The organism is Methylobacterium sp. Leaf93, from assembly GCF_001422345.1.
Classification (GTDB): domain Bacteria; phylum Pseudomonadota; class Alphaproteobacteria; order Rhizobiales; family Beijerinckiaceae; genus Methylobacterium; species Methylobacterium bullatum.
The window spans coordinates 360,907-385,521 of record NZ_LMMS01000023.1 but is presented as its reverse complement, the minus strand read 5'-3'; the positions used below and the strand labels follow the sequence as shown (position 1 = coordinate 385,521).

Genomic DNA, 24,615 nt, shown 5'->3' with positions numbered 1-24,615 from the left:
GGATGGTATCGAGAAAGGCGGGCCGCCTTTCTCGAGTGGACTCCGCCTCGCTCAGGGGACAATATGACCGACCTGGAGCAGAACAAGGCGACTGTGATCGCCTTCTATCGGTTGATGTTCGACGAGTGCCTGCCGCGCGAAGCCATTGAGCGTTATGCGAGCGACAACTACATCCAGCACAACCCGCATGTGGCGAACGGCAAGGACGGCTTCATCGCCTATTTCGAGCGCATGGCGCATGAATGGCCGGGCAAGCGGGTGGAGGTGAAGCGGGCGGTCGCCGAGGGGGATCTCGTGGTGCTGCATTGCCTGCAGCACTGGCCGGGCGACCACGATTATGCGGCCATCGATATCTTCCGGCTCGATCAGGGCGGCAGGATCGTCGAGCATTGGGACGTGCTGCAGATCCTGCCCGATTCCTCCGCCAATCCGAACGGGATGTTCTAGGGAGCGCGTGGCCCGCTTTCGGCCTTGGCCATTTCAGTCTCAGCCATTTCCAGTCTTGGCCATGTCATCCGGATGTCGTCTGGCTGATGACGTCTGGCGATCTGGGCACGTTAGAGCTCCCCACACTTTGGCATGATGCGCTGCCGGCCGCTTCCGCCGTTCCACGCTCGATCGTGCCCCGATCTGGACCCAGTTGGGCGTCGATGCGCTCGGTTTGCCCAGGATGCGTATCGAGATCCGCGTCATCGCCATCATTCCCTGAGCCGTCCCGGCACGCTCTGCGTCGGGCCGTGGCGACAGGATATTTTGGATTGACAGCGACGCTTCGGCGTTCGACCTCTCGGTGGGCGCGGGGGCTGCCGCCGGGACGTCGTTTCTCATTCTCGATAGCGGGTTCTCTAGGTTCGGCCGCGTCGGTCCGCCACGAAAGAACTCGGTCCAAGTGGCTCACTCGACCGGGGCCGGAGTCTCCGAATGATCGTCTACGTGTCGGCCCTTGCCGGGGGCGCCCTGATCGGCACCTCCGCCGCCCTGCTCCTCGTCCTCAACGGCCGCATCGCCGGGATCAGCGGCATCGCCGCCGGGGCGATGCTGCCGTTGAGCCGGGACACGCCGTGGCGCTGGGCCTTCCTCGCCGGCCTGCTCCTCGGCCCGGTCCTGTATCGCCTCGCCTTCGGTGCATGGCCCGTCGTGCAGCTCGACGCACCGTGGAGCCTCATCGTCCTCGGCGGCCTCCTCGTCGGCTACGGGACGCGGCTCGGCGGGGGCTGCACCAGCGGCCACGGCGTCTGCGGCCTCGCCCGGCTGTCGCCCCGCTCCGTCGCGGCGGTGGCGACCTTCATGGCCGCCGCCGCCGCGACGGTGTTCCTCGTCCGCCACGGAGGATGGTGATGGACACCTTGCGTTCCGCGGTGGGCTTGCTCGCCGGCCTCCTGTTCGGATTCGGCCTCGCGCTCTCGGGCATGATGGACCCGGCGCGCGTTCTCGGCTTCCTCGACGTGGCCGGCGCCTGGGACCCGAGCCTCGCCTTCGTGCTGGCCGGCGCGGTCGCCGTCTCGGCGTTGGGCTATGTCCTCGTGTCGCGGATGGGCAAGCCCGTGCTGGCCCAGCGCTTCGAGATTCCCCACAACCGTCCCATCACGGCGAGCCTGATCGGCGGCGCTGCTTTGTTCGGCATCGGCTGGGGCCTCGTCGGCCTCTGTCCCGGCCCGGCGCTGGCGGGCCTAACGCTGGGCTTGCCGCAGGTGATCGGGTTCGTGGCGGCGATGGTGGCGGGCATGCTGCTCCACCGCTTCACCGCCGCCGCATCCGGCAAGTGATACCGGCCGACTGCGCGGCGGTGGGCGTCCGCCGGACGCGCCGAGGACGACCATCGGCCGGGATCAGCGCCGCCTGGTATGTAACGCAAACGCATTCGGCTCGGTCGGAGAACCGACCGGGCCGAATGATGTCACACCGCGTTCTCGGATCCCGACGCTACCGGCGCGGCAGGCTGTGGAGCCCCTTCAGGAAGGCGTCCACCTCCGCGCGGGTGTTGTAGAAGGCCAGCGAGGCGCGAACCGACTGGTCGACCCCGAACCGCCGCAGGGCGGGGAGGGCGCAGTGATGGCCCGAGCGCACGGCGATGCCGCGGGCGTCGAGGTGCTTGGCCACCGCTTCGTTGTCATGCCCGTCGACGACGAAGGACATGACGCTGGCTTTCTGTCGCGCGGTTCCGATCAGGCGCAGGCCCTTCACCTCGGCCAAGCCCGCCTGCGCGTATTCGAGCAGGTCGTGCTCGTAGGCCGCGATGCCGGGAAGTCCGACGCTCTCGAGGTAGTCCAGGGCCGCGCCGAGCCCCACCGCTCCCGCGATGTCCGGCGTGCCCGCCTCGAACTTCTCGGGAACGCCCTTGTAGACCGTCTTCGAGAAGGTGACGTCCTCGATCATGTGGCCGCCGCCCTGCCACGGAGACATCGCCTCCAGCAGCGCGCGCTTGCCGTAGAGGGCGCCGATGCCCGTCGGCCCGAACACCTTGTGCCCGGAGAAGACGAGGAAGTCGGCGTCCAGCGCCTGCACGTCCAGGGGGATGTGCGGCGATGATTGCGCCGCATCCACCAGCACCGGCACCCCATAGGCATGCGACAGGGCGATGATCTCACGGACCGGGTTGATGGTGCCCAGAGCGTTGGCCACATGGGTGATCGAGACGATCTTGGTGCGGCCCGACAGGAGGGTCGCGAACTGCTCGAAGATGATCTCGCCGCGATCGTCCACGGGAATCACGCGCAGGGTCGCCCCGGTCGCCTGGGTGAGGAGCTGCCAGGGGACGATGTTGGCGTGATGCTCGATGGTCGAGATGATGATCTCGTCGCCCGGGCCGATATTGGCGCGACCGTAGGAGTTGGCGACGAGGTTGATCGCTTCCGTGGTGCCCCGGAGGAAGATGATCTCGTCCGTCGAGGCGGCGTTGATGAAGCGACGCACCTTCTCGCGCCCGCCCTCGAACAGGTCCGTGGAGCGCGCCGCGAGGGTGTGCGCGGCCCGGTGGATGTTCGAGTTGTGGCGGGCGTAGAACTCGGACGTCGCGTCGATGACGCTCTGCGGCTTGTGGGTGGTGGCCGCGTTGTCGAGCCAGACCAGCGGATGCCCGTTGATGCTCTGGTGCAGGGCCGGGAAGTCCTTGCGCACCCGCTCCACGTCGAAGGGGGCCGCCACCGGGCTGGAGCCCTGCGACGAGACATGGGGCGCATGGCCGGGGCGAGGCTCGTGGCGAGTCGACGGGGCGGGCGCGGCGTTGCCCGTCCGGCTGCGGTCGGTCAGGAAATAGTACTCGCCCGATGAGAACGGCTCGTCGGCGATCTCCACCTTCCGGCCGGCGCGGGAGACCGTCTCCTGCGAGGCCTCCTGATGCGAGGCGTTCTGGCCCCGATGAACGGGCGTTTCCGGCACCAGGGACGGTGCGAACCCATGCGCGAACGCATTGGCGCGCGGGTGGTCCTTGGCGATCGTGGCGTGGAGATCGTGGCCGCCGGGGAGGAAGGCGGCGACATCGGCGACGCTCGGCACGAAGAACTCGGGCAGGCCCCCACGGGGAGCCTGCGCCTCGGGATGGACCGAGGGAAATGCCGATGATTGAGCGAAGCCCGGACCGGTGAGGCCGGGAAGGCCGACCGGAGGCGATCCGAACGAGCGGGCGGCCAGCGCCGAGGCGTCGGGCTGGAGGCCCGACGGCGCGGCGCCCGAGGGGATCGACGGCGTGCCGAGATCCGCTTTGGGGGCGAGGGGGTGGCCGAAGCCCTGGGGAATGTTCTCCAGGGCCTGCGGTGCTTGCGGCGTCTGCGGCAGGTTGGGGGTCAGGGGCGCGGACGCCGCCTGACCCTGACCGTAGATCTCGCGGGCGAGGCGCCCGACGAGATCCGCATGCGCCGTGTCGCCGAACACCCCGGTGGGGAGGCCGACAGACGGCGCGTTAAGCGTAGTCATGGTAGTTGCCCAGCAGCACGTTATCGAGGCGTGCGATGGCGTCTTCCACCAGCACCGCGGCCGAGAAGTAGCGGGTCACGAGGTGCGAGGCGATGGAATGGTCGTTGGTGCCCATGTAGCGCACCGACAGGCCGGTCTCGATCTCGCCGGTGACGCCGGACTTCTGCAGACCGACCACGCCCTGTTCGCCTTCGCCGACGCGGAGCAGCAGGATCGAGGTGGTTTGGGCGCCGGTCACCGGGTCGATGTCGATGGGGAGCTTGTCGCTGGGCACGATCGGCACGCCGCGCCAGGTGATGAAGGGCGAGCCGAACAGGTGGATCACCACCGGCGGCACGCCGCGACGGGTGGCTTCACGGCCGAAGGCCGCGATGGCGCGAGGATGGGCCACGAAGAAGGCGGGCTTCTTCCAGACCAGGGTCAGGAGCTCGTCGAGGTCGTCCGGGGTGGGCGGTCCACCACGGGTGGGGATGCGCTGGCGCTGGCTGACTTCGTGGAGCAGGCCGAACTCGGAATTGTTGAACAGCTCCCACTCTTCCCGCTCCTTCACGGCATCGACCGTGAGGCGGATCTGCTCGCGCAGCTGGTCGATCTCGTTGGAGTAGAGATCGGTGACGCGGGTGTGGGTGTGCAGGATCGTCTGGATCGTGGAGAGGTGGTACTCGCGCGGGTCGACCTCGTAATCGACATAGGTCGTGGGCAGGCGCGGCTCGCCGGTATGGACCGCCAGAAGCTCGATGCCCTGCTCGCCCTCGCTGTTGGTGTGGCCCTTGAGGCGGTCACGCTCTTCCACGAACTGGGAGATGCGCGAGCGGATGCCCTCGTCCTCGATGGCGGCGCGGTCCAGGGTGAGCAGCGTCACCGCCGAGAGCGCCTTCACGGCGGGGGCGGGGGCGTTCTCGCTCACCAGATCGTTGTCGCCGAAATAGTCGCCGCCGGTGGCGAGACCCTGGCGCAGGCGGTTCTTGAACGGACCCGACAGGGTCAGTTCGACGGTGCCCTCGGCCACGACGGTGAGGCTGCGGCCGGTGGAGCCCTCCTCGGCGATGATCTCGCCCGCCTTGTGCTGGGAGACGGTGAACTTGGAGGCCAGCGCCGACAGTTCGTTGTCGCCAAGACGGCTGAACAGCGGGACGCTGCGCAGGGAGGCCGGGCGCACGGTGCGGGTGCCGCCGTCATTGGCGAGGACGATCCGGCCGGGCTTGGCCAGCACCACGGCGCGGCGGTTGACCCGGTAGACGCCGCCGGCGACGTCGACGAAGGGCAGCAGGCGGTGGAACCAGCGGGGGGTGTTGGCCGCGTTCTGGACCGACGTGACGGTCGCCGTTGCGAGATTGCGTGCCGCCGAGGCGCTCACGCTCAGACCGGGTCCACTCATGGGGGTTCGTCTCCGTATTGCGGCAGGAGGCGTCGGCCGGCCGTGACGCGGCGCATGCCGCATCGTAGCCGCGCCTGTCACGCGTCCGCTCTCGCTCGATGATGATCTTGGACTGATCTTGGTTGGCCTCCGCTGCCTCAGACAAAGCGTCACTGCGGGGGCGGGTTGTTTCTAACTCTCGACATTGAAGGGGGTCAATGAAATTCTGTTCTATAAATTTGCGGTATTAGAGAATGGATATTCTATTTTTCATCGTCTAAGCTAATTTTATTCTATATTATACGGATATAGGAGATATTTTATCTCTATCTGTAAGGTGGGGCGGGAGAAGAAGAGTTGAAAAATCGTTCCTAAATCCCATCACCGAAAAACTGGTCCATGCTGAGGGCGGGGTCCTCGGTGGGGCTGATCCGCGACACGACGCGGGCCGGCACGCCCGCGACGGTGGTGTGGGCGGGCACGTCGTGCAGCACCACGGCGGCGGCGGCGACCTTCGCGCCCTCGCCGACCCGAATGTTGCCCAGCACCTTTGCGCCGACGCTGAGAAGGACCCCGCGTTCGATCTTCGGATGGCGGTCGCCGCTCTCCTTGCCGTTGCCCCCCAGCGTCACCGATTGCAGGATCGAGACATCGTCGGCGATCACCGTGGTCTCGCCGATGACGACGCCGGTGGCGTGATCGATGAAGACGCCCGAGCCGATTCGCGCGGCGGGATGGATATCGGCCCCGAACACCTCCGAGATCCGGCTCTGAATGTGGAGCGCCAGGGTGGCGCGGCCCTGGTGCCAGAGCCAATGGGCCACCCGGTAGCCCTCCAGGGAGGCCAGCCCCTTGTAGAACAGGAAGGGATCGAGATAGCGGCGGCAGGTGGGGTCGCGCTCGCGGATGGCGACGATGTCGCGTACCGCGTGATCGCCCGCATGCGGATCGGCCTGGAAGGCGGAGAGGCAGAGGTCGCGGGTGGACAGGCGCGAGAGATCGCCGTCGCCGAGGCGATGGGCGAGCCGGTAGGCGAGGGCATGAACCAGGCTCGGCTGATCCAGGACCGTCGCCTGGATGATGCCGGCATAGAGCGGTTCCTCAATCAACGCGGCTTCGGCCTCGGCGCGCATGGCACGCCAGAGGTCGGCTTCGACGGTGGTCTGGCTCACGGTGCGCAGGGGCGGACGGAGGATATTGGTGGGAACGCTGCGCGTCGCCAGGCTGCCCGCTGTCATGATCGGTCTTCCACTCCTCGCGCCCGGCTCGCGAGAGCCTGCCTCTTACCCCCGCGGACCGCGCGCTCAGCCGATGCGTTGGAACAGCGTCGCGATGTAGCCGACGAGCAGGCCGTGGCCCTCGAACTGGACGTTCACCGCCTCTGCCCCGTCGGGGCCGGAGACGATGTCGACGATACGACCCGTAGCGTGACGCCAGATGCCCAGCGCCTCGGCGACATCGAGTCTCGCGAATACGACTTGATCTCCGAGAACCATCGTTCCCTCCTCCGGGTGTCGTTTTTCCAGTGTTGGGGGATCGTCCGAGCGCCTGACGACCAGTACCGGTCAGGGCCTCACATGCCTCGAACCGCTCGTCTCAAGGGGTCGAGGCTATGAGCTTTCGCCGAGTATCGGCATTCGTGCGAGGCGAGGCGTGCACTCGCCATGTGCCGGGTGGGTCGTCACGTCTGCGGGTAACAGTCCAAGGGGTAACGACACGGATTTCCAATCCAAGCATTGCCTTCGGACAAACCTGTCTCGGGAGGCATGGTGCAGGCAGGCGGTGCTTTCTTTTGTCTCCCAGCATTGTGCATATCTTGGCCCGTTCTGGTCAACGAGAGTGGTTTTCAAAGACCAGGCGCTTCTCGAAAAATCCTTCCCTCGGGTCCGGTGCGAGGAGCAGGCTTGTCCTTCCGCTTCGATTCCGAGCCGTCGGCCTCAGGGGGGCCGGCATTGCCGATGCGTGACCCCGGTCAGATTCCGCTGAACCAGTTGTAGCCCTGGTCCTCCCAGTAGCCGCCGGGATAATCGTTGGTCACGAAGACCGAGACGATGTGCTTGGGGCTCTTGAAGCCGAGCTTCGTCGGCACGCGCACCCGGAGGGGGTAGCCATATTCGAGAGGCAGGGCGCTGCCGCCGAAATCCAGGGCCAGCACCGTCTGCGGATGGAGGGCGCTCGGCATGTCGAGGCTGCCGTAATAGCGGTCGGCGCATTTGAAGCCGACATACTTGGCGGTGAGGTCGGCCCCGACCCGTTCGAGGAAAGTCTTCAGTGGCACGCCGCTCCACTGGCCGATCTGGCTCCAGCCCTCGATGCAGATGTGACGGGTGATCTGACTCTCCTGCGGCAGGGCGCGCAGCTTTTGCAAGGTCCAGGGCGTCTTGTCGGCGACGAGGCCCGACACGTCGAGCTTCCAGGTCGCCTCGTCGATCTCGGGGATGTTGTCCGGCGGGTAGTAGGCGTTGAAGCGGAACGGCGTGTCGATCATGCTCGCCGGATAGGTCGGTGCCAGCGTATTCGGATCGAACAGCCAAGCCTGGACCCGGTCGTTGGCGCGCGACATCGCCCACAGCGTGCGGTCGATCAGTGTGCCGTTGGTGCCGGTGGAGAGGTCGCAGCCCGAAAGCAGCGACAGGGCGCCGAGGGACAGGCCCGAGCGCAGGAACAGGCGACGCTCCAGCTTCACCAGTTCCGGTTGGATCTCCCGGCGAAGCGCGCGCAGGCGTTTCGCCTCGGTCTCGTCACGGCTCATGAGCGCGTCTCCACGGGGTCGACGGGAATGCGGGCGCGGCCTGTGACCATCGCCACGAGGGTGTGCGGCACCAGGATGACCAGCGCGAGATGAAGCAGGATGAAGCCGACGAGGCCGGACATGGCAAGGAAATGCACGCGCCGCGCCCATTCATAGCCGCCGAACAAAGCGGCGAGTCCCTGCAACTGGACCGGTTTCCACAAAGCGAGGCCGGAGGCGACGAGGAGGAGTCCGAGAAGGAACGCCACCAGATAGGCGACCCTCTGCACCGCGTTGTACTCGCCGATCCGGTGGGCGAGGCGCAGCCTGACGGCGTCGGCGGCGTCGCGCCAGAACGCTCTCGGGCTCAGCGGCAGGAACGATCTGGCGAAGTGACGCGCGAACAGGCCGTAGAGGACATAGGCGAGGCCGTTCAGGGCGAACAGCCACATGGCGGCGAAGTGCCAGGCGAGCGCCCCTCCCAGCCATCCGCCGAGGGTCGCCCATTTCGGGAAGACGAAGGGAAAGAACGGCGAGGCGTTGTAGATCGCCCAGCCGCTGAACAGCATGCAGAACACCGCGACCGCATTGATCCAGTGGGTCACGCGCACGATGAGCGGGTGGATCACCGTGATGCGAAACTGCGTGTTCGAGGAGACGGTCATCCAGAACATCCTATGAGCGGTGGCGTCTCGGTCCCTGCTCCCATCCGCGACCTCATTCTGAGGCGCCGGAGCGAAGCGAAGGCCTCGAAGGAGATCTCCAGATATCGCTGTGCGTTCCGGAGGGCTCCTTCGAGGCCGCTTCGGGGCACCTCAGGATGAGGTGTCTGGGTGGGGAAGCGGTCGACGAGGCCTGTGAATAGCCTCGTTGACGTTGTCTCATTCACATCGACGGGACGGTGCCGTTGCGGCCGACGATGAGGATCACGGCGGTGGGCTTGCCGTCCGTGCCCTTCTTGGTGAAGGCCACGACCTTCGCGCCATCGACGACGATGGACTTGTCGCCCGGATCGACCAGGGTCACCGGCACGTCCTCGGGGACATTCACCTTCTTCTCACCGCCCTGGTACTTGACCAGCAGGGTCCGCCCCGCGGTGCCGGAGATGGTGCCGATGGCGCCGTTGGTCATGGTGGAGTTGGAGCCGAGATCCCACGGGTAATGCCCGTCCGCCGTGCCACGCAGGGAGGAGGCGAAGACGGTGACCTGGAGCGCCTTCTGCGAACCGTCCGGCTGCGGGATCGCCGCCGTGCCGATGTAGCTGTCGGGCTTGATGTCGGTGATCTTGCCGGTGGAGGCCGCCAGCACCTTTACGTCGGGTGCCATGCTGACCGTCAGCGCCTCGCCCACGCGCGGCTTGATCGTCACGGCCGTGCCGTCCACCTTCTCGATGGTGCCGCGATAGCGCGTGATGTCGTCGGCCTGGGCGGCGGTGGCCGTCACGGCGAGGGTGAAGGTGAGCGTCGTCAGGAAGGATTTCAGCATGGCGGTTCCTCGATCGTTCGGCGTCGTTGTGGTCGGGTCGGATTCATGAAGTCCGTCCCCGGTGCCGGGGCTGCGCCGCTGCCCCGGAATGACGTGTGCGTGGGGCGGCCGCCTACATCGGCGGGACGGTGCCGTTCTCGCCGACGATCATCCGGTCGGCGACCATCGTGCCGGCGGCATCCGTCTTGGTGATCGCCACCACGCGGGCGCCGACCTTGATGACGGATGTGTCGGAGGGGGTGAGGGAGACGATCGGCACGTCCTCGGGGACCGTGATGGTCTTCTCGCCGCCCTTGTAGGTCACGGTGATCGTGCGGCCGGTGGTGCCCGCGAGGGCGCCCACGGCGCCGTTCGTCATCGTGTTCTCCTTCTCGAGGTCCCACGGATAATGGCCGTCGCCCGTGCCGCGCATGCTCGGGGCGAAAACGGCGACTTCGAGGGCCTTGAGGGTGCCGTCGGCCTGGGGCGTCGCGGCGGTGCCGACGTAGCTGTCGGGCTTGATGTCGCCGATCTCGGCCTTGCTGGCGGCGGCCACCCTCATCGCATCGGCGAACTTGACCGAGACGGCCGGACCGGTGCGGGGCTTGATCGTGACGTGATCGGCGGCGACGGATTCGATCGTTCCGCGCACGCGGACCGGTGCGGAATCGGCCAGGACGGGCAGGCTGGAGAACAGGCCGAGGCCGAGGGTGGCGGCCGTGAGGATCCGTCGTGTCATGGAATGCCTTGCGCTGGGGCGGTCCCGTCTGTCGGGACCCTCGCCGGACGCCTCCGCCTTCACGGCAGGAAGCGCTCGGACAACGCGCGATGTGGCATCGGGTTCGTATGCGCACAAATCAATTGCGCGCTATCGTGGACCTGTCAGTGGGCCATCAGCATCGGCATGGTGGCATGGGCCAGCACGTGGCTGGTGGCGCCTCCGAAGATCATCTGGCGCAGGCGGCTCTGGGTATAGGCACCCTTGATCAGGAGATCGCAGCCGAATTCCTGCGCCTCGTTGAGGAAGACCTCGCCGGGCGTGCGCCGGCCTTCGGTGAAGGCTTTATGGTCTGCGAAGATGCCTTCGCAGGCGAGCGCTTTGGCCAGATCCTCCGCGCTCGGTCCCGGCACCATGCCGCCCTCCGCGCTGACGACGCGGATGCGCGAGGCCTTGCGCAGGAAGGGCATGGCGAAGGCCACGGCGCGTGCGGTCTCGCTCGACCCGTTCCACGCGATCAGGATCGCCTCGCCGAGGCTCGTGGGCGGAGTGGGGGGCGCCAGCAGGATCGGCCGGCCGCTCTCGAACAGAGCCGTCTCGAACGTGGTCATGCGCGGGGCGCCGTCGCCGGAGCCGGGCCGGCCCACCACTGTGGCGGTGAACAGGCGTGCGTAATGTCCGAGGAAGGCGTCGCCCGCCGGCACGTCCGGGCGCCAGCGGTAGCGGGTTCCGGCGGCGGCCACGAATTCCGGAGTGCACGGCCCTTCCGTGGCGACGGGAATGCCGGCGCCGGCGAGGAAATCGACGAAGCGTTTGCCGGCATCCTCGGCCTCGGCCTTGTCGGCCTCCTCGTCTCGCAGCCACGTCATGCCGCCGACCATGTCCACCGGAACGTATTCGGCGAGCGCCGGGCGCAGGGACACGCCTTCGATCAGGCTGCCGAAGCGGCGTCCCACCAGGAGCGTGGTCGCGAAGACGGAGGGCAGCGCATCGTGAAGCGCCACCGGAACGAGCAGGGTCTTCATCGCCGGGAGCCTCCATCCGCGCCATCGCCGCCGACGGGCAGGCTAGTGCGGTTTCGCGTTCCGGAAAACTCCGGCTCGTCGTCAACGCACGCTTTTCTGCGACCTTCGCGGACCGCGGCGTGAATCCGTCGCGGAGCGATGCCTTCGACGAGACGGCGAGGCTAAAACGACAGATGAAGCTTGGCTATAGAGCCGCGCCGATCATCGCCGTGATACGGACGATATCAGTAGAATGGCGCGCGTTACGATGACATTCGCCGGGAACCCAATGGAGGGACTGTCGTTGTCCGGCAAACGTGGCGTTGTCGGATACGCCGATCCGCAGGGATGTGGTCCGGTCCGCCGCCTTTGCGTTTTCAAGATCATATCCAGAGGTCAGAATCATGAACAAGTACGTTGCGCTGTCCGCCATTGCCGTCGTCATGGCGACCCCCGCCGCCGCACAGACCATGTCCGGCGATTTCCGGCTGCAGGCGATGCAGGCCAATGCATTCGAGGTCCAGTCGGGCCAGATCGCGCTGTCGAAGAGCCGCAACCCGCAGGTCATCCGCTTCGCCCGTGACGCCGTGCGTGACCACCGGGCCGCGAACGTGGCCCTGGCCGGCGGCGAGCGGACCTATGCCGGCAACGGTGGTCCCGGCGGCCTGATCGGCGCACCCCTGGCGATCGCCGGTGGCGCGGTGGGCGCGGCCACGGGAGCCGCTACGGGTGTCGTGGCCGGTACGCTGAGCGGCGGCCCTGTCGGCGCCGTCGAGGGGATCGGCAGCGGCGCGAGCCGTGGCGCCGCCGCCGGAAGCCAGGCCTTCAACGGCGATGTCGACACCACCGCCGGCACCACCATGGTCCCGGTCGATCCGCAGCAGCAGGCCATGCTTTCCGAGCTCGCCGCCGCTCCGGCCGGCCCGCGCTTCGACCGTCTCTACGGCCAGATCCAGGTGCGCTCGCACGAGGCGGCCATCGGCATGTACCAGTCCTACGCCCAGACTGGCACGAACCCGGCCCTGCGCGCCCATGCCGAGCAGGCGCTGCCGGTGCTCCAGCAGCATTATCAGATGGCGCAGCGCCTCCCCGGCGCCCGCTAAAGGGCTGACATCCACCGCCGGTCGATGGGCCGGCGGTGGAACGGATGCACGAAAAAACGCCGGGCCGATGAGGCCCGGCGTTTTGCTTGTGCGTGCATCCCACCGGATCGGATGATGGCCCCCGTATCCGGCAGGATACAGGGGGCCAGGATACGGGGGACGATGCGATCAGACTTCGCTGCTGTGCATCAGGGAGGCCGGGGTCATCGTCTTTCCGCCGCCATCGACGGCGGGCTCGAAGTCCCCCGTCTCGGGATTGCGCAGGAGAAGCTCGCCATGAGCGATGCCGAAATGCGCGCCGTGGAGCGCCAGACGGCCATCGGCGACGCGCTCACGCACGAAGGGGAACGTCATCAGGTTCTCGAGGCTCTGCGCCACGGTGGCGTATTCGAGGCGCGTCAGGTGGTCCGGCCCCTTCTGCACCTTGAGCTTCTCCTCGGCGCCCTTCACCAGGGAGACCCACTTGCCGATGAAGTCGCTCGTCGAGAGCGGGCCCGGCGGGTTGGCGTAGGCCTTGATGCCGCCGCAGGTGGCGTGGCCGAGAACGACGATGTGCTTCACTTCCAGGGCCTGGACCGCGAACTCGATGGCCGCCGAGGTGCCGTGATACTCGCCGCCCTCCTCGAAGGGGGGAACGAGGTTGGCCACGTTGCGGATGATGAAGAGTTCGCCCGGTCCGGTATCGAAGATCACTTCCGGCGAAACGCGGCTGTCACAGCAGCCGATCAGCAGGACTTCCGGGCTCTGCCCTTGTGCCAGGGCGGCGTAGCGTTTCGCCTCGTGGGACAAGCGTCCATCGAGGAACGACCGGTATCCTGAGGTCAGCTTTTGTGGGAACATGCGTTTGCCTTCCTTGAGCGTTGTTGTTGGGGGTCGCCGTGGCAACCCGGTTCTCGACATTCAGCCTCGACTAGCGAGACCTGTGCCGTATCTGGTTCCGAGGCCCTGTGTGGCCCAGTCTCGGGCCGGTGGCCCAGTGCGGGTTCACACCTGATGCCAGGTCAGGGTGATGGGCGGCTCGGGCCGCTCGCCCGACGCGATGCGTCTGGCCAGGCGAGCGAGGCCGGCGGGCTCGATCCGCTCACCGCTGGCCTCCAACTCGTCGAGCGTCCACCAGCGCGTGCCGAGGACCGTGCTGTCCTCGGTCTCCGCGAGGCGGCTGGTATCGACCTCGTCGCTGGGCAGACGCACGACGAAGTAGCGTTCGCGCGCATCACGCGGCTTCGGGAACAGGAAGAACGGACCGTCGCAGGCAGCGACCTGCGGCCCGATCTCGGCATCGAAAACCCCGATTTCCTCGCCGAGTTCCCGAAGGCAGGCTTGCGCGTGGCTTTCGCCGGGCTCCAGCCCGCCACCGGGCATGAACCAGAACGTCCGCTCCTCCGGCCTCGACGGATCGATGGGGCGTTGCGCCTCGTAGGCGATCAGGAGCAGCCGGTCCTGCGGGTCGAAGACGAGGGCGCGGGCGACGTGGCGCAGGGGGGGCGCACCGGACCCTTGGCTCGACTCGCGTTCGGGGGGCTGGGTCGACGAGGAAAGAATCATGACGACGGTCTAGCAGGGAATCGGGCCCTCGCCAGCAGGCGCCCAGATCACCACGGGCAGGCCGTGACTGTCGCGTCCCGGCGGGTCGGGCATCGGGATGGCGCGTCCGAGGACGATGTCGCGGGCGACGACCAGGGCGGCGAGGGCGTCGAGGTGATCGTCGGCCCCCACGCCCGCCGGTCTGTCTGCGTCCACCAGCGCTGCGGGGAGACCGGCCCCTCGCAGGAGCGCGCGGCGCTCCTCCAGCCCTTCCCGACGCCCCGGCCCCTTCTTGGCCGATGCCAGCGGACGGTCGCCGTTGAGGCGGCGGAACGCCACTTCCGGGTGAACCTCGTGAACCCGCTCGCGCAGCGGCGGCCGCGCGAGGAGTAGATCGTCCACCTCGCGGATGTAGCGGGTGATGTTCCAACACTGGATCGAGGGCGCGAAGGGAGGGACGCTGGCGGCGCGGGAGAGCGCCTTGGCCTCCTCGTAGCTGCCGGCATGGATCGCTGCCCGAGGCGGCACCGGGAAGACGCTCGCCCGGCCGCCCGCGAGATAGGCCCTGGCCGCGCGGTCGGCGACCCGGCCGCCGCCCTCGACGCGGTCGGGAAGGCCGATCGGGACGTCGATCCCGACGCAGACCGGGGCTTCCGGCCCGTCCAGGATATCGGAGACGCGGGCAAAGCGCCCGGCGCGGTATCGGCCGGGATCGTCGAGATCGAGGAGGGCTCCGGCCCAGGTGCCGCGGCAGCCGTCGAGTCCGGCGATCCAACGCGTCATGCGAGCCCCGCGAACCGCGACGGCTCTGGCGGGTTGACGCTGCTCAAGGACGGCCGGCTTCGAGGGCCGTCCCGTCGCACCGGGTAACGCCGCCGCCGGCGGCACGCTTCACAGGATCGTTCCATGGACATCGCCGTCGACAAGGTCACCGAGATCATCCTCCGGGTCAGGGCGCTCGACGTGAAGGAAGGTGCCACCGACCCCGATTCAGGCTCCAACCCGATCGATGACGGCTCCACTGACGTGCTCACGTCGGGCACCGACGATGCCACCGAGTCGGAGGTCCGCTCGATGATCTCCGGCCTCAACGACGACGAGCGGGCCAACCTCCTCGCCCTCCTCTATGTCGGGCGCGGCGACATGGAGGCGGAGGAATGGGGCGAGGCCGTGCGCTTCGCCCGCGAACGCGAGGCGGTGGGCGAGGGGGCGCTTCACGAGATCATGGCCTCGCCCGATGCGGGCGATCTCCTCGACGAAGGGCTCGCCGCCCTCGGGATCAGCCAGGACGTCTCGGAGGCATGAGACCGGACGGTGGTGAGCCAGCCTCACCACTGTCCTCCCGCGTGATGACTCGTGACTCCCGAACGCGCCGTGGTCGACCGTCGGCATGTGCGGTTCGGCGTGGCGCTGGGGCCACGATTTCCCGTTTCCGCAAACATGCCCCGAAATCCACAGCGTTAACCTTTTATTAACCCGACGATTGCCGATCCAACGTGGCCGTGAGACGTTCGTTAACAAGAGATTAACGGGACGAGCGGCGGCCATGCGGATCGCGATTTCGAAGTTCCACGATGCGGTGCACGCCCTCAAGCGCGGCATCGGCGGTTTGGGTCTGCTCTCCGGCCTGGCGGTCGCCTCCCTCGCCGCCATGCCGAACCTCGCCTCCGCTCAGACCCTGGCTTCGCTCCCCAGCGTGGCGAGCACCATCTCCACCACCGGCGCCGCCCGCCCGATCAGCGCCTGGGTCACCTTCTGCGAGACCTACGCCGCCGAATGCGCGGTGAATGTCTCGGAGCCCGCCACGATCAGCCTGACGCCGGGTGTCTGGAACACCATCGTCTCGGTGAACCGCCGCGTGAACAAGTCCATCCGTGCCGTCACCGACATGGAGCAGCTCGGCTTGGCCGACCGCTGGGATCTGGCCGAATCCGGTGCCGGCGATTGCGAGGATTTCCAGCTCCTGAAGCGCAAGCTCCTCGCCGAGGCCGGCCTGCCGCGTCGAGCCATGCGGATGACGGTGGTCATCGACGAGAAGGGGGAGGGTCATGCCGTCCTCACCCTGATCACCGACCGGGGCGACCTCATCCTCGACAACAAGACCAACAGCGTGCTGCCCTGGCGCCAGACCGGCTACACCTTCATCAAACGCGAGAGCCAGAGCGCCATGGCCTGGGTGTCCCTCGGCCGCGCCGCGTCGCCGGTGACCACCGCCAACCGCTAGGAGCGGGACGCGCCGTCCCAGAGGGAGATCGCATCAAAGGCAATGGATTAGCGACTTGTTAAGCGCGTGCGAGTGAGGGTTGCCGGGTTCGGGAATCCCTCGCCATGACGAAGCTGAGCCGCTCGCCCGCAGCATTGCTGCTGGCCACCATCCTGCCCCTGTGCTGCACGGCCCCCGCCTCGGCCCTGAATTCCGACGTCGCTGCCCTGCACGCCTCCTGGCGCGGATGCCTGCATCGGAATTTCGACTTGCAGGTACTCGTGACGAGCCGGACGCTGGCCGTCGAGTCGGCCGTGAAATCCTGCCGTGCCAGTGAAGCGGCTTATCTCGCCGCCCTGTCGACGTCCCCCCTGGTGGATGACGAGGACGTATCCCGGGTCCGTCCGGCCCTGATCCAGCGCGCCAAGGGCTGGCTTCTCCAGAAGGCGAGCGGCACGCGCCCGCTCTGACGCCTTGTCAGGCCGCCCTGGGACCCCGCCTGCCTTCGACCCGCCCGCCCATGACCAGGGCGGCCAGCGCCTCGGCGGTCATGGCCCGGCCGTAGAGATAGCCCTGGCCCTCGCGGCAACCCATGATGCGCAGCATCGTATCCTGCTCGATCGTCTCGATTCCTTCCGCGATGACATCCAGGCCGAAGCTCTGAGCCATGCCGAGCACGGCCCGGACGATCTCCGCGTCGTGCCGATCCGTGAGGATGTCCCGCACGAAGCCGCGGTCGATCTTCAGGCGCGTCAGCGGGAAACGCTTGAGCGAACTCAGCGAGGCATATCCCGTGCCGAAATCGTCGAAGGCGATGGAGACGCCGTGCCGATGGAGCTCGCGCAACGGGTCCAGCAGGAAATCGTCGGTCTGAAGGGCGATCCGCTCCGTCACCTCGATTTCGAGCAGGCTCGGCGGCAAGGCGTGGCGTTCCAGGGCGCCGATCACCTCCCGAGCCAGCCGTCCCGTCCTGAGATGAGCCCCGAACAGGTTCACGGCGACCCGCAAGGGAGGCAGGCCGAGGGCGCGCCAGAGCGCGGATTGCCGGCAGGCATCGTCGACGATCCATCGGCCGATGGAGGCGGCGAGGGGATGGGCTTCGAGGGCGTCGATGAAGGCGGCCGGTAAGAGCAGGCCGCGGGTGGGATGCTGCCACCTCAGCAGGGCCTCGGCACCTATGACCTGTCCCGAATCCAGCTCGACCTGCGGCTGGTAGTGAAGCACCAGTTCGGCACGCTCCACCGCTCGGGTCAGCTCGTCGTGGAGCGTCCGCCGGGCGACCACCGCATTGCGCATGGATTGTTCGAACAGGCGAAAGCAGCGCCGCCCGTCACGCTTGGCCTGGTAGAGGGCCAGATCCGCATCGGCGATCAGCTCGTCTCGGACGGTTCCCGGCCCGCCTATCGCCGCGCCGATGCTGAGACCCACATGGAAGACGTGCCCTGCCACCGGGAACGGGGTCTGGAACGCCTCTAGGATCTGCGCGGCCAGGGCCCCCGCATCGAGCGGGCTGCCCCGGCCCGGCAGGAGCAGCGCGAACTCGTCCCCGCCGAACCGGGCCACCGTGATCTGGGCGGTGACCCAGGACGACAGCCGAACCGCCACGGCCTGGAGCAGCACGTCCCCGACGGCGTGGCCCAGGCTGTCGTTGACCTCCTTGAAGCCGTCGAGATCGAGCAGCATCACCGTGGCGTACCGGTCCGTCGCAAGGCTGGCGTCCAGGCGCTCGTCGAAGAGAGCGCGGTTGGTGAGGCCGGTCAGCTTGTCGTGGTGGGCGAGTTGAACCAGCTTGGCGTCGCGGGCGCGCCACTCGCTGATGTCGCGGATGACGGCGCCCATCCCGATCCCGTCGGGTCCCTCCCAGATCGACATCGAGAACTCGACCGGGAACGTGCGACCGTCGCGGTGCAGGGCCGTCAACTCGATGGTGCGGCCAGCGAGGTGTGACGCCCCCCCGGAGACGATCCGGCGAAGCCCTGCTTTGTGGGCGGCGCGGAGTGGCTCGGGAATGATGATCTCGGCGGGCCGGCCGACCATCCCGTCCGCACCATGGCCGAACAAGGCCTCGGCCGAGGGATTGCAGAAGGTGATTGTTCCCGTCCCATCCACGACGAGCAGGGCATACTCGGCGGCTTGAGCGAAGCCGATTGCCGCTGCGTTGGCCAGTTGCGCCCGGCGAATCTCCAGCCGGTCCATGACGAGGTCGGCGAAAGCGGCGAGCTTCACTTGCTCGGCATCGTCGAAACCGTTGCGCGGCTTCGTGTCGAGAACGCAGAGCGAGCCGATGCAATGCCCCTCGGCCGTGATCAGAGGCGCGCCGGCATGGAACCTGACACCCGGCAGATCGCGAAAGAGGAGCCCGTCGTCGTCTGCGTTCACCACCACGATCCCGGACTGCGTGAGGACGCGCTCGCAGGGCTGGCCGTGTCGCGGAAGGCGGTGAAGATCGACGCCGATCCGGGCCACGAGCCAGGAGACCTCGTCGTCCACGAGGGAAACCCAGGCCATCGGCATGCCGAGGCTCGCCGCCGTCACCGCGACGATGCGTTCGAGGCCGGCATCCGGGGCGGCGCCGATCACGTGGCTGGAGTGCAGAGCGGTCAGACGCTCGGCGTCGTCCGTGGGGGCCGTTCGGTCGTCGGTTCCGGCAGGTGCCGATGGTGAAGGAAGCATGGAATCGGCACCGAACATGAGCGGTTTGAGGGGGATACTCTGTCAAATGCTAACAGACCGTGCCGCAAGGGCTCGCACGTATCGATGTCGTTGGTGTGTTCGAGATACCGCTTTCATGGGGCGAAGGCAGGATGATCGGCCGTCTTCGGAAGAACAGGTCAACAATCCTGACGGATATTGCCGAACCTCTTGGGAGGCGGTCGACGATACCTCAAACATCAGATGTGGCTACGGTTCCGCCCATGGGCCGACTTGAGGCGACATTGGTCACGTGCGTCGTTTTTCAGACCGAGAGACGTCTGGGGAAATGCTGCGCAATGATCAATCAAATATCCAAAATCCTATTAAAATCCCTTAACCATGTCGAAAAATCACCGCAAACCAAACCTTTGATAATGGCTTGATGTATATCTATCGTTCCATCAGATTTCGATCCGACGGAGGTCAATCATGGCGCATTCGATCTACGTGAGGAAGATCGGCGATGGCTGCGAGAGTTCTTGGAGGACTCTAGCCCATGCCATCCAGACCCGGAGCGAGGCGGTCATGCTCGCTCGGAGACTGGCATCGTCCTATCCGGAATCGGGTGCGGATCCCTTCAAGCGGGTGTTCTGGTTCCGCGACCGGACCGGGCTGCATGAGATCCGGGCCTCCCCCGAAAGCTAATTCCGGATCGCTGTTCCTGCGCGGTGAGAGCTTGAAACGGGAGGGGGGCGGCGGTATCGCCGGGCGGCCGGTGCATCGAGCCACGGCGTCAGGAGATCGCCGCGCCATGACCGAGATCCGTCCGCGTCGCAGCGTCCTTGCCATGCCCGGCTCCAATCCACGGGTCCTGGAAAAGGCGCGCGGCCTGCCCACCGACGTCGTGATGATCGATCTGGAGGATGGCGTCGCCCCCGAAATGAAGGCGGAAGGACGGGACGCCGTCGCAGCCACGGTGGCTTCCCGGCCCTACGGGCAGCGCGAGGTCGTGGTCCGCATCAATGGCTTCGATACACCATGGGGCGAGGCCGATCTCGCGCGCATCGCCCCTGCCGGTCCGGACGCGATCGTGATCCCGAAGGTCTCCGGACCCGATGCCCTCGTGGCGGTCGGCTCGCGCTTGCGCCGCCTCGGTGCGCCGGACCATACCCGGGTCTGGGCGATGATCGAGACGCCGCTGGCGATCCTCCACATCGCCGAGATCGCCAGCGCCGCCCGCGACGTGGATACGCGCTTGTCCTGCCTTCTCGTCGGGCCGAACGACCTCGCGAAATCCAGCCGGGTGCGACTCGGAATGCCGGGCCGTCCGGCCCTGATGCCGTGGCTGATGAACGTGGTCATGGCCGCCCGAGCCTACGAGATCGACGTGATCGACGGCATCTACAATGCTTTTCGCGATGAGAGCGGGTTCAGGGCCGAGTGCGAGCAGGGCCGCGACAGCGGCTTCGACGGCAAGATGGTGATTCATCCCGGCCAGATCGCCACCGCCAACGAATTGTTCGGTCCCTCGGAGGCCGAGATCGAGGAGGCGCGGGCGATCATCGCCGTCTTCTCGGAGCCGGAGAACCGGCCGCGCGGGGCCATCGCCTTTCGCGGCCGGATGATCGAGCGGCTCCACGCCGTGGAGGCCTCACGGATCGTCGCCCTCGCCGACGCCATCGCGGCACGGGCGGCGTGAGCGGCGCGTCTCCGACTGTTCCCCCGGCGGTCGATTTGCGAATCCGCGACCCGCGATTGCGGGAATGGGGCTTTCCGCGCTGGGGCTCGGCGGCGGCGGCGGGGCTCGACCTCCATGCCTGTCTCGACCAGCCCCTGACCCTGGCGCCGCAGGCCCCCGCAATCCTGATCCCGGCGGGTTTCAGTGTGCTGATCCGGGATCCGGACTGGTGCGGCCTCGTCTTCCCGCGTTCCGGCCTCGGTCACCGCGACGGCCTCGTCCTGGGCAACGGGACCGGTGTCATTGATGCGGATTACGAGGGGCCTCTCATGATCTCGGCCTGGAACCGCAACGCCGACCCGGCCGCGACGATCGTCATTCGCCCCGGCGACAGGATCGCGCAACTGGTCTTCACCCGCGTGACGCGACCGGCCTTCACCATCGTTGACGCCCCTGATCTCGACGAACCCGGCCCGCAATCCGGGCGCGGGCAGGGCGGCTTCGGATCGACAGGCCGACGCTAGCCGGAATAGGGCGTCGCACCGCGAAGTCAGAGAACTGAGACACGCTCCTCAGCCGCAATTTCCGTTTATGAGCCTTGTGTCCGGCCTGCCGGCGATGGACCTTGCATCCATCGCGGTCTGGCCCAATTGCGTCCCGTCTTCCGGATCGTCCGGCAGTCGCCGCGGCTTTCGATGGTCGGGAGAGACCGTGTCCTGATGCCTGCCATGCCCGCATCCGTAGAAACGGCTTCGGCCCTCATCGCCATCGTCTGCGCCTCCGCGCCCGTCCATCTCGTCCTGAATCTCCGAAGCCTCGATTGCGCCATCCGGCTCGTCACCGGGGCGAAGGCCGCCGCGAGCGACGAGCTGTTTCACCCGGCCGATCTCATCATCGTGATGCACGATCCCCATAGCGGGATCGATGGTCCGACCGTGATCCGGGACCTGCGCGGTCACGATGGACATGCCCGCACGGCGGTCCTGTTGCTCGGGGCCTCCTCCGCCCTGCGGCGGTCGGGGATCGAGGCCGGTGCCACCGACGTGATGACCGGTCCCATCGATCCCCTCGATCTGCAGATCCGCGTCTGCAACCTGCTCGAACTCGCCCTGGCGCGTCAGGTCCTCCACCGGCAATCGGTCGCGATGTGCCGCGACGTGGACCGGGCGGGCGCCGAGGCGGCCTCGCGGGAGCGGGAGATCATCCGCCGCCTGATGCTGGCCGCCGAGTTCCGCGACGATCAGGCGGGGGATCACCTCACGCGGGTCGCCGGCTGCGCCATCGCCATCGCCGAAGGGCTCGGCCTGTCGGAGGGGGATGCGAACGACATCGCCCTGGCCTCGACGATGCACGACATCGGCAAGATCAGCATCCCCGACAGCATCCTGATGAAGCCGGGGCCTCTCAGCGACAGCGAGCGCGAGGAGATGAAGCACCACGCGATCCGCGGCTACCGCATGCTCTACGACAGCCCCTCGCACCTCCTGCAGCTCGCCTCCGACATCGCCCTGACCCATCACGAGCGCTGGGATGGCGGCGGCTATCCGCAGGGATTGAGCACGACGCAGATCCCGCTCGCGGGCCGCATCGTCGCCGTCGCCGACGTGTTCGACGCCCTGATCTCCGAGCGGGTCTACAAGAAGGCCTGGACCCCGGAGGCCGCGCGCCGGCATCTCGAAGAGCATGCCGGCACCCATTTCGACCCGGATTGCGTGGCCGCCTTCGTGGCCCGCTGGGACGACATCCTCGGGCTGGTGGAAAGCAACCCGCCGGAATCCGCCACCGTGTGAGCCGCCTGGAGGATCAGGCGTCGGCGACGCCGGCCTCGTCCTGTGCCTGGAGCACGTCCGGCCGGGGCATCGAGATGATGTTGTAGCCGGAATCGACGAAATGGACCTCGCCGGTGACGCCGCCGGACAGGTCCGAGAGCAGATAGACGGCCGACCCGCCGACCTCTTCCAGCGTTACCGTGCGCCGCAGGGGGGCGTGGGCGCGCTGGTGATTGAACATCAGGCGCGCATCGGCGATGCCGGCGCCGGCCAGGGTCCGCATCGGGCCCGCCGAGAGGGCGTTGACGCGGATCCCCTCCGGGCCGAGATCGCCGGCGAGATAGCGCACCGACGCCTCCAGTGCGGCCTTGGCGACGCCCATGACGTTGTAGTTCGGCATGATCCGGGTCGAGCCGCCATAGGTGAGCGTCAGCATCGAACCGCCGCGGCGCATGCGCTTGGCCGCCCGCTGCGCGATCTCCGTGAAGGAAAAGCACGAGATCACCATGGTCCGCGAGAAGTTCTCGCGGCTGGTTACGTCGACATAGCGCCCCTTGAGCTGCGCCTTATCCGAGAAGCCGATGGCGTGGACGACGAAATCGATCCCGTCGGTGAAGCGCTCGTCGACGGTGGCGAACAGCGCGTCCACGCTGGCGATGTCCTCCACGTCGCAGGGGATGACGATGTCGGAGCCGAGGGAGGCGGCGAGCGGCTTGACGCGTCGCCCGAGGGCGTCCCCCTGATAGGTGAACGCGAGTTCCGCGCCGTGGTCATGTAGGGACTTGGCGATGCCCCAGGCGATGGAATGATCGTTGGCGACCCCAAGAATCAGGCCGCGCTTGCCTGCCATCAAACCCGTCATACGTGTCCCCGCATCCATCACGCCGAAGTGTCAGACAGTTCCGGCCATTGCGAGGACGCTTAGCGCGTGCATCGACGAACTGTCCAATCCGGCATCGAACGGATGAGCGGGCAACCGTTCGAGTTGGGCACGCTCAGACAGACAAGTGGCGATCAGAAATACCCGCGCGTCTCGTCCAGGGCCGTATCGACGAGCGCCTGTTTAGCCCGGATGCAGGCTGTGGCCACGATACCGAGGCCTGCGAGAGTGCTCAGGGAAATCAGGATCATCACCATCGTGGACTTTCGGCTTCATTCTGGAAACGCGATGTCGAATCCGCGGTTCCGCAAAAAGAAGCCGGCGTCACGCCAGCAAAGCCGAAGTCGATCTCCGAAAGCTTGGCCGTTCAGGCGTCGATATTCTTGAGGACGAGGGTGGAATTGGTTCCGCCGAAGCCGAAGGAATTCGACACGACATGGCCGAGTTGGACGTTGTTGCGGCGCTGCCGGAGGATCGGCATGTCGGCGAAGGCCGGATCGATCTCGTCGATATGCGCGCTCTCGCAGATGAACCCGTTCTGCATCATGAGAAGGGAATAGATCGCCTCGTGTACGCCGGTGGCGCCGAGGGAATGCCCGGTGAGCGACTTGGTGCCCGAGATCGGCGGACAATCGTCGCCGCGGCCGAAAACTTCACGAATCGCCTCGATCTCCTTGAGATCGCCCACCGGCGTCGCGGTGGCATGGGGGTTGATGTAGTCGATCCGGGCGCCCTTCAGCCCTTCCATCGCCTGCCTCATGCAGCGCACGGCGCCTTCACCGGAGGGGGCGACCATGTCGTGGCCGTCCGAGGTGGCGCCGTAGCCGGCGAGCTCGCCGTAGATCCGCGCGCCGCGCGCCTTGGCGTGCTCCAGCTCCTCGAGGACGAGGACGCCGGCGCCGCCCGCGATGACGAACCCGTCGCGGTTGACGTCATAGGCGCGCGAGGCCCGGGCGGGGGTATCGTTGTAGCGCGAGGACATCGCTCCCATCGCGTCGAACAGGACGGAAAGCGTCCAGTCCAGATCCTCGCAGCCGCCGGCGAAGATGATGTCCTGGCGCCCGCTCTGGATCACCTCGCCGGCATTGCCGATGCAGTGGTTGGACGTGGCGCAGGCCGACGAGATCGAATAGTTCACGCCCTTGATCTTGAAGAAGGTCGCCAGCGTCGCCGAAGCCGTCGAGCACATGGCCTTCGGGACGGCGAAGGGACCGACGCGCTTGGGTCCTTTCTCGCGGGCGAGATTGGCGGATTCGACGATCGCCTTCGTCGAAGGGCCGCCGGACCCCATGATGATCCCGGTGCGGTCGTTCGAGACGTCACCCGCCTCGAGGCCGGCATCGCGGATCGCCTGGTCCATGGCGATGTGGTTCCAGGCGGTGCCGCCGCCGTGGAAGCGCATGGCGCGCCGGTCGACGAGGCCCTCGGGGTCGACGCTCGGGCGTCCCTCGACCTGGCTGCGGAAGCCGAGTTCGGCATAGGAGGCCGAGTGGCCGATGCCCGACTTGGCCTCGCGCAGGGAGGCAAGGACTTCCTGGGTGTTGTTGCCGATGGACGAGACGATGCCCATCCCGGTGATCACGACACGCCGCATGGAAACGCTCTTCTCTTTCGCCGAAGCGCCGTCGCACCGACGCG

General features: G+C 67.2%; 27 protein-coding genes. 11 read left to right on the top strand and 16 right to left on the bottom strand.

All coding sequences use genetic code 11. From position 1 onward, the window contains the following. Nucleotides 1-63 precede the first annotated feature (63 nt). From ASF26_RS13540 to ASF26_RS13530, 3 genes are all read left to right on the top strand, one after another. Nucleotides 64-447, top strand: a complete 384-nt coding sequence (locus ASF26_RS13540; protein WP_056254732.1) for a nuclear transport factor 2 family protein — start codon at nt 64-66, stop codon at nt 445-447. 474 nt (nt 448-921) lie between these two features. Further along, a complete protein-coding gene (locus ASF26_RS13535; protein ID WP_056254728.1) occupies nt 922-1,338 on the top strand; it encodes a YeeE/YedE thiosulfate transporter family protein in 417 nt (138 codons plus the stop codon). Further along, entirely contained in the window at nt 1,338-1,766 is a 429-nt protein-coding gene (locus ASF26_RS13530; protein WP_200925930.1) for a DUF6691 family protein, read from the top strand. The genes ASF26_RS13535 and ASF26_RS13530 overlap by 1 nt, the downstream gene beginning before the upstream one ends. 157 nt (nt 1,767-1,923) lie before the next feature. Here the strand turns inward: ASF26_RS13530 and ASF26_RS13525 are convergent, their stop codons facing one another. The 9 genes from ASF26_RS13525 to ASF26_RS13485 form a co-directional block, all read right to left on the bottom strand. Continuing rightward, the gene (locus ASF26_RS13525; protein WP_056254726.1) at nt 1,924-3,912 is read right to left on the bottom strand and encodes a family 2A encapsulin nanocompartment cargo protein cysteine desulfurase; all 1,989 of its coding nucleotides are present in this window, start codon (nt 3,910-3,912) and stop codon (nt 1,924-1,926) included. Then, nucleotides 3,899-5,290 (bottom strand): family 2B encapsulin nanocompartment shell protein, encoded by a 1,392-nt coding sequence (locus ASF26_RS23685; RefSeq protein WP_056254724.1) that lies wholly within the window; start codon nt 5,288-5,290, stop codon nt 3,899-3,901. The genes ASF26_RS13525 and ASF26_RS23685 overlap by 14 nt, the downstream gene beginning before the upstream one ends. A 350-nt stretch (nt 5,291-5,640) precedes the next feature. Then, nucleotides 5,641-6,507: a serine O-acetyltransferase gene (gene cysE, locus ASF26_RS13515; protein WP_056254721.1), complete on the bottom strand. Its 867-nt coding sequence runs from the start codon at nt 6,505-6,507 to the stop codon at nt 5,641-5,643. Nucleotides 6,508-6,573: 66 nt separating this feature from the next. Beyond that, nucleotides 6,574-6,765, bottom strand: coding sequence for a hypothetical protein (locus ASF26_RS13510; protein WP_018045405.1), 192 nt, complete (start codon nt 6,763-6,765; stop codon nt 6,574-6,576). 476 nt (nt 6,766-7,241) lie between these two features. Further along, nucleotides 7,242-8,021 (bottom strand): molybdopterin-dependent oxidoreductase, encoded by a 780-nt coding sequence (locus ASF26_RS13505; protein WP_056254718.1) that lies wholly within the window; start codon nt 8,019-8,021, stop codon nt 7,242-7,244. Further along, the gene (locus ASF26_RS13500; protein WP_082477622.1) at nt 8,018-8,674 is read right to left on the bottom strand and encodes a cytochrome b/b6 domain-containing protein; all 657 of its coding nucleotides are present in this window, start codon (nt 8,672-8,674) and stop codon (nt 8,018-8,020) included. Before ASF26_RS13500 ends, ASF26_RS13505 begins: the two co-directional genes overlap by 4 nt. Nucleotides 8,675-8,885: 211 nt before the next feature. After that, nucleotides 8,886-9,485 (bottom strand): hypothetical protein, encoded by a 600-nt coding sequence (locus tag ASF26_RS13495; RefSeq protein WP_056254715.1) that lies wholly within the window; start codon nt 9,483-9,485, stop codon nt 8,886-8,888. 112 nt (nt 9,486-9,597) lie between these two features. Beyond that, the gene (locus tag ASF26_RS13490; RefSeq protein WP_056254711.1) at nt 9,598-10,203 is read right to left on the bottom strand and encodes a hypothetical protein; all 606 of its coding nucleotides are present in this window, start codon (nt 10,201-10,203) and stop codon (nt 9,598-9,600) included. Between the two features lie 143 nt (nt 10,204-10,346). Next, nucleotides 10,347-11,207, bottom strand: a complete 861-nt coding sequence (locus ASF26_RS13485) for a universal stress protein (RefSeq protein ID WP_018045400.1) — start codon at nt 11,205-11,207, stop codon at nt 10,347-10,349. A 380-nt stretch (nt 11,208-11,587) separates the two neighbouring features. On the opposite strand from ASF26_RS13485, the gene ASF26_RS13480 reads away from it, so the two are divergent. Then, complete coding sequence (locus ASF26_RS13480) at nt 11,588-12,289, top strand: DUF4142 domain-containing protein (RefSeq protein WP_056254923.1); 702 nt, start codon at nt 11,588-11,590, stop codon at nt 12,287-12,289. 168 nt (nt 12,290-12,457) lie between these two features. Here the strand turns inward: ASF26_RS13480 and ASF26_RS13475 are convergent, their stop codons facing one another. The 3 genes from ASF26_RS13475 to ASF26_RS13465 all read right to left on the bottom strand — a co-directional run bounded on the left by ASF26_RS13475 (nt 12,458) and on the right by ASF26_RS13465 (nt 14,596). After that, nucleotides 12,458-13,129: a carbonic anhydrase gene (locus ASF26_RS13475; RefSeq protein ID WP_026176208.1), complete on the bottom strand. Its 672-nt coding sequence runs from the start codon at nt 13,127-13,129 to the stop codon at nt 12,458-12,460. 144 nt (nt 13,130-13,273) lie between these two features. After that, nucleotides 13,274-13,834, bottom strand: a complete 561-nt coding sequence (locus tag ASF26_RS13470; RefSeq protein WP_244475926.1) for an NUDIX domain-containing protein — start codon at nt 13,832-13,834, stop codon at nt 13,274-13,276. Between the two features lie 9 nt (nt 13,835-13,843). Then, complete coding sequence (locus ASF26_RS13465; RefSeq protein WP_056254708.1) at nt 13,844-14,596, bottom strand: DUF429 domain-containing protein; 753 nt, start codon at nt 14,594-14,596, stop codon at nt 13,844-13,846. Between the two features lie 123 nt (nt 14,597-14,719). Between ASF26_RS13465 and ASF26_RS13460 the strand changes: the two genes are divergently transcribed. The 3 genes from ASF26_RS13460 to ASF26_RS13450 all read left to right on the top strand — a co-directional run bounded on the left by ASF26_RS13460 (nt 14,720) and on the right by ASF26_RS13450 (nt 16,486). Next, entirely contained in the window at nt 14,720-15,118 is a 399-nt protein-coding gene (locus ASF26_RS13460) for a DUF3775 domain-containing protein (RefSeq protein WP_018045395.1), read from the top strand. 346 nt (nt 15,119-15,464) lie between these two features. Then, entirely contained in the window at nt 15,465-16,037 is a 573-nt protein-coding gene (locus ASF26_RS13455) for a transglutaminase-like cysteine peptidase (protein ID WP_244475932.1), read from the top strand. Nucleotides 16,038-16,141: 104 nt separating this feature from the next. Then, entirely contained in the window at nt 16,142-16,486 is a 345-nt protein-coding gene (locus ASF26_RS13450) for a hypothetical protein (protein ID WP_056254700.1), read from the top strand. 7 nt (nt 16,487-16,493) lie between these two features. Here the strand turns inward: ASF26_RS13450 and ASF26_RS13445 are convergent, their stop codons facing one another. Beyond that, nucleotides 16,494-18,689, bottom strand: coding sequence for an EAL domain-containing protein (locus ASF26_RS13445; RefSeq protein ID WP_244475925.1), 2,196 nt, complete (start codon nt 18,687-18,689; stop codon nt 16,494-16,496). Nucleotides 18,690-19,139: 450 nt separating this feature from the next. On the opposite strand from ASF26_RS13445, the gene ASF26_RS13440 reads away from it, so the two are divergent. The 4 genes from ASF26_RS13440 to ASF26_RS13425 all read left to right on the top strand — a co-directional run bounded on the left by ASF26_RS13440 (nt 19,140) and on the right by ASF26_RS13425 (nt 22,118). Beyond that, nucleotides 19,140-19,355 (top strand): hypothetical protein, encoded by a 216-nt coding sequence (locus ASF26_RS13440; protein WP_056254693.1) that lies wholly within the window; start codon nt 19,140-19,142, stop codon nt 19,353-19,355. A gap of 106 nt (nt 19,356-19,461) precedes the next feature. Next, on the top strand, nt 19,462-20,349 hold the full coding sequence (locus tag ASF26_RS13435; RefSeq protein WP_056254690.1) for a CoA ester lyase: 888 nt from the start codon (nt 19,462-19,464) through the stop codon (nt 20,347-20,349). Next, the gene (gene dut, locus ASF26_RS13430) at nt 20,346-20,852 is read left to right on the top strand and encodes a dUTP diphosphatase (protein ID WP_056254686.1); all 507 of its coding nucleotides are present in this window, start codon (nt 20,346-20,348) and stop codon (nt 20,850-20,852) included. Before ASF26_RS13435 ends, dut begins: the two co-directional genes overlap by 4 nt. Before the next feature lie 204 nt (nt 20,853-21,056). Next, a complete protein-coding gene (locus ASF26_RS13425; protein ID WP_018045386.1) occupies nt 21,057-22,118 on the top strand; it encodes an HD domain-containing phosphohydrolase in 1,062 nt (353 codons plus the stop codon). A gap of 13 nt (nt 22,119-22,131) precedes the next feature. Here the strand turns inward: ASF26_RS13425 and fabI are convergent, their stop codons facing one another. From fabI to fabB, 3 genes are all read right to left on the bottom strand, one after another. Next, nucleotides 22,132-22,959: an enoyl-ACP reductase FabI gene (gene fabI, locus ASF26_RS13420; RefSeq protein WP_056139840.1), complete on the bottom strand. Its 828-nt coding sequence runs from the start codon at nt 22,957-22,959 to the stop codon at nt 22,132-22,134. A gap of 152 nt (nt 22,960-23,111) precedes the next feature. Beyond that, nucleotides 23,112-23,234, bottom strand: a complete 123-nt coding sequence (locus tag ASF26_RS23680; RefSeq protein WP_018045384.1) for a hypothetical protein — start codon at nt 23,232-23,234, stop codon at nt 23,112-23,114. A 110-nt stretch (nt 23,235-23,344) separates the two neighbouring features. Then, nucleotides 23,345-24,571, bottom strand: a complete 1,227-nt coding sequence (gene fabB, locus ASF26_RS13415; RefSeq protein WP_056254680.1) for a beta-ketoacyl-ACP synthase I — start codon at nt 24,569-24,571, stop codon at nt 23,345-23,347. Nucleotides 24,572-24,615: the final 44 nt, after the last annotated feature.